This window comes from Nostoc sp. T09, assembly GCF_002154695.1.
GTDB lineage: Bacteria > Cyanobacteriota > Cyanobacteriia > Cyanobacteriales > Nostocaceae > Aulosira.
Window position 1 is genome coordinate 1 of the sequence record NZ_MTAV01000184.1, and the last position, 3800, is coordinate 3800.

General features: G+C 44.2%; 3 protein-coding genes. 2 read left to right on the top strand and 1 reads right to left on the bottom strand.

What is annotated here, in order from left to right; genetic code table 11:
• Window positions 1-400 precede the first annotated feature (400 nt).
• Complete coding sequence (locus BV372_RS29670) at window positions 401-1231, bottom strand: zinc-dependent peptidase (protein ID WP_086690307.1); 831 nt, start codon at window positions 1229-1231, stop codon at window positions 401-403.
• Window positions 1232-1373: 142 nt separating this feature from the next.
• On the opposite strand from BV372_RS29670, the gene BV372_RS29675 reads away from it, so the two are divergent.
• Both BV372_RS29675 and BV372_RS29680 read left to right on the top strand, forming a co-directional pair.
• Complete coding sequence (locus BV372_RS29675) at window positions 1374-2075, top strand: Uma2 family endonuclease (RefSeq protein WP_086690309.1); 702 nt, start codon at window positions 1374-1376, stop codon at window positions 2073-2075.
• Between the two features lie 308 nt (window positions 2076-2383).
• On the top strand, window positions 2384-3800 hold a 1417-nt coding region (locus BV372_RS29680), incomplete at its 3' end, for a CHAT domain-containing protein (RefSeq protein ID WP_143845380.1).

Sequence of the window (3800 nt, forward strand, 5' to 3'; positions counted from 1 at the left end):
TCAGAATTCAGAAGTAAAACAGTCTTTATGCTTAGGTTTGAGGCTTAGGATCTGTACTTCGCTAACTTGAAATTTGCTGTAAACAGTTTAATTTATTACCTAAAAGTTCCTATATTGTCATATTTACTATAAATCAAGGAAACCCTTTTATATGTCAATCTGGGTATTGATTGCAATTTATTCTTATCTTTTGGGAGCCATTATCCAATGGCTACAACTCAATAATAAACTTCGCGAATTTGACGAATATACTAACTTTCCGATTGTTTGGGCAGCAAATTTAGTCTCAAAATTTGGGTGCTTACTCAAAGCTTTAATTTGGCCTTATAGCTTGATAATCGATAACGAGAGCTAATATCGTTTTTTCATAAAATTTACGTTGCACTCGCAATGACATCTATCAATCCTGAACCCATTGCCCAGGATTTACTTGATAGTAGCGTTGCAGTAGCTCATATAGTGCTGGATGCTTCTGTAGTAACTGGTGAGGTTTCTCAAAAAATGTTTCAGTAGCTACAGCAAAAAACTCTGCCGGCTTAGTTGCGCCATAGCTATCCATGACACTTTTGACATTTTGTTCTACATCATTGCAGAGTTGCTGATATTCTGCTGTCATCACCTGTGCCCAAATCGGATAGTCTGATTTTCGTGGCAATATTGGCACACCTTCCGCCTTCCCATCCTCTTGATCCAATTGATGGGCGAATTCATGCAGCACAACGTTATGTCCATCCTTCCAGTTGTGAATGTCTTGTTGCACCTGTTCCCAAGACAGTACTACTTGATCGCGACTCCATGATTCTCCGAGTCTTGCTTCTCGCCTTTCTTCAACAACATAATCTCCGGTGGCGACGGTTTGATTTACCAAATAAGTGCTGGGATAAATCAAAATTGAACGCAGTTTCGGGAAGTATTCGCCTCTCTCATTGAGTAACAGCAAACAGCTAACAGATGCAATGGTTAATTTCATTTCTTCGGTTACCTGCAATCCTTTACACCCGATGAACTGTTTTTCTGCCAAGAATACTTGAATATGTCCCTGAAGTCTTCGACGTTCATCAGGAGCAAGATTTAAGTAGATAGGAAGATTATTCTCAATAATTGCTTGCCAAAGTAGCGGGAAAGCCCGATATTTAATCCGATTTCTGCGCTGTTTAGTAAGGTGAGGACTGAGCAGAATCCCAGCGACAATTAATCCAATGATCACAAAAATAATAATTGTTGCACCCATTGATTTTTCACCATCGCGATCAAAGCTATTGGTACTGCCAGTAGTATAGCGATCGCAGTCCTCAAATTACTGCTTCAATCCAACCCCATCACAGCTAATCCCAACTACACTAAACACATAGCCAGTTTGCCTAACCCTTGCCATGTCTATTGCTCAAGACTTCGACACTCGTCAGGATATCCCAGAAGATGTTATCTTTCCTCCAGGTGATTTATATAGCGATGAGCCTCCCTTGGAAACGGAACTGCATCTACGACAGATAATCCTACTGCTGAAATGCCTGGAATGGTTGTGGCGGGACAGAAAAGATTTTTACACGGCTGGTAATCTGACTATCTACTACAGTCCAAACCAACGCAAATCTGAAGACTTTCGCGGACCAGATTTTTTTGTTGTCTTAGGAACTGAACGGAAAACTCGTAAAAGTTGGGTAGTTTGGCAAGAAGATGGGAAATATCCGCATGTAATTGTTGAAATCCTTTCGCCAAAAACTGCTAATACTGACAAAGATTTAAAAAAACAAATTTACCAAGATACCTTTCGCACCCCTGATTATTTTTGGTTCGATCCAGATACTTTAGAATTTGCAGGCTTTCATTTAGTAGATGGTAAGTACCAATCCCTAGAACCAAATCCTCAAGGACATTTGTGGAGCCAACAGCTAAATTTATATTTGGGAATTCATGAGGGATTATTGCGTTTTTTTACACCCTCAGGGCAATTAGTGCCCACACCTGAAGAAGTCGCAGAACAGGAAACTCAACGCGCAGAACAAGAAACTCAACGCGCAGAACGCTTGGCAGCCAAACTGCGAGAATTAAATATTGACCCAGATACAATTTAACTAGCGATCGCATCTGTATACAAACAATTTAAGAGGAAACAGGGAAGGGGCAACAGGCAACAGGGAAATCTCCATACAGCAGTTTTTATTTGCATGAGGTACAGAGTAATTGATTTTGAGGCAGGAGGGAGAAGAAGAATTTCTAATATTTAATTCTCCAGTTGTGTACCTCATTTATTTGCAACCTGCTCTACTGGCGAACCAGTCCATAGAAATGTAGCCTTTGGGCGGTTGCTAGATCTACGATTGACGTTTGGAATTCACTGAGAACACGGTGAAGATTATTGTAGAGTCTACTGCTGCCAGCCATGCCCCTAAACTTTACCTTTGCCCTGAGTCAACAGCAAACCTTTGAACTGCGATGTGATTATGGTTCACGTCGCCTAGATAAAACGGAGATGGCAGCACTCATTGATTTGTGTGAGCAAAATTACTACACTCAACAAACAGACCGCTTACCTTATCTCATCCAGTTGGGACGGCAGCTTTATCAATGGCTGGATGGGAAGGAAGGCTGGTTGAGAAGGGCGCTGGATAAGGCGGATGAGCAAACGATTTATTTAGATTTAATTCAAACTAGTGAAGCGCAGGGGTTAAACGCAGATACCGAACGGGTGGCGTTGGGGTTGGCGCATTTACCTTGGGAATTGCTACATGATGGTAATGGGTTTTTAGTTGAACGCCGGGATATTTCTGTGTTACCTGTGCGTGCTGTGCAGCAGCGTCAAACCCAAATCATTGGCGTGCAAAATCGCCCGTTAAGGTTGCTGTTTATGGCGACTGCGCCAGAAGATTCGCGAGTTCCGCCGTTGGGATTTGAGCGAGAAGAAGCGAATATTTTGCAAGCAACCAAGGATCAGCCGTTAGCGTTGATTGTTGAGGAAAGTGGCTCGGTTGCAGAGTTAGCCAATTTGGTGAAATCCTACCCAGAAGATTATTTTGATGTCTTTCACCTCACGGGACACGGGATAATTTATACCAAAAAAGACTACGGCTTTTTGCTACCCAACGGGGCAACCCTTCCAGATAATACACCCTGCTTTATTACTGAAGATGAGGTGGGGAATTTGCAACTTACCACCGTCAACGACTTAGCTAAAGCCTTTCGCGGACGCTGGCCGCGTGTAACTTTTCTTTCTGGCTGTCATACGGGACAGGTTCCCAACAAGGGGACAGTACCCTCAATGGCGCAGGCGTTGGTGAAAGCGGGGGCGGGTATGGTTTTAGGCTGGGCGCGTCCGGTGTTAGATAACACAGCTATTGTGGCAGCACAGGCACTTTATCAAGCTTTAGCGACGGGGGCGACTGTGGAAGCGGCTGTGAAAGCGGCGCAGCAGGAGATGATTGACCAAGAACGCACCGACTGGCATTTGTTGCGGGTGTATCGGGATACGCGAGATATTGCAGAACTGGTGACACCACTGAGAACGCCAAAGCGCGAAAAGCTGAAGTTTACAGTCCCAGAGCAAGAATTTCTCGATGAGCAGAATCAAATTAAAGTTGCTAGTCGGTATGAATTTGTGGGACGCAGACGACCTTTGCAACGGTGTCTGCGGGCGTTGCGGGAAACTAGCGACTACATCGGCGTATTTATTGCGGGGATGGGGGGACTGGGGAAAAGTACGCTGGCGGCGCGGTTATGTACGCGGGTTGAGGCGCAGCGTTCCAACTTTGCGCGGGTGGTGTTGATTGGCCCTTTGGATGAAAGCGGTTTGCTGAATAAGC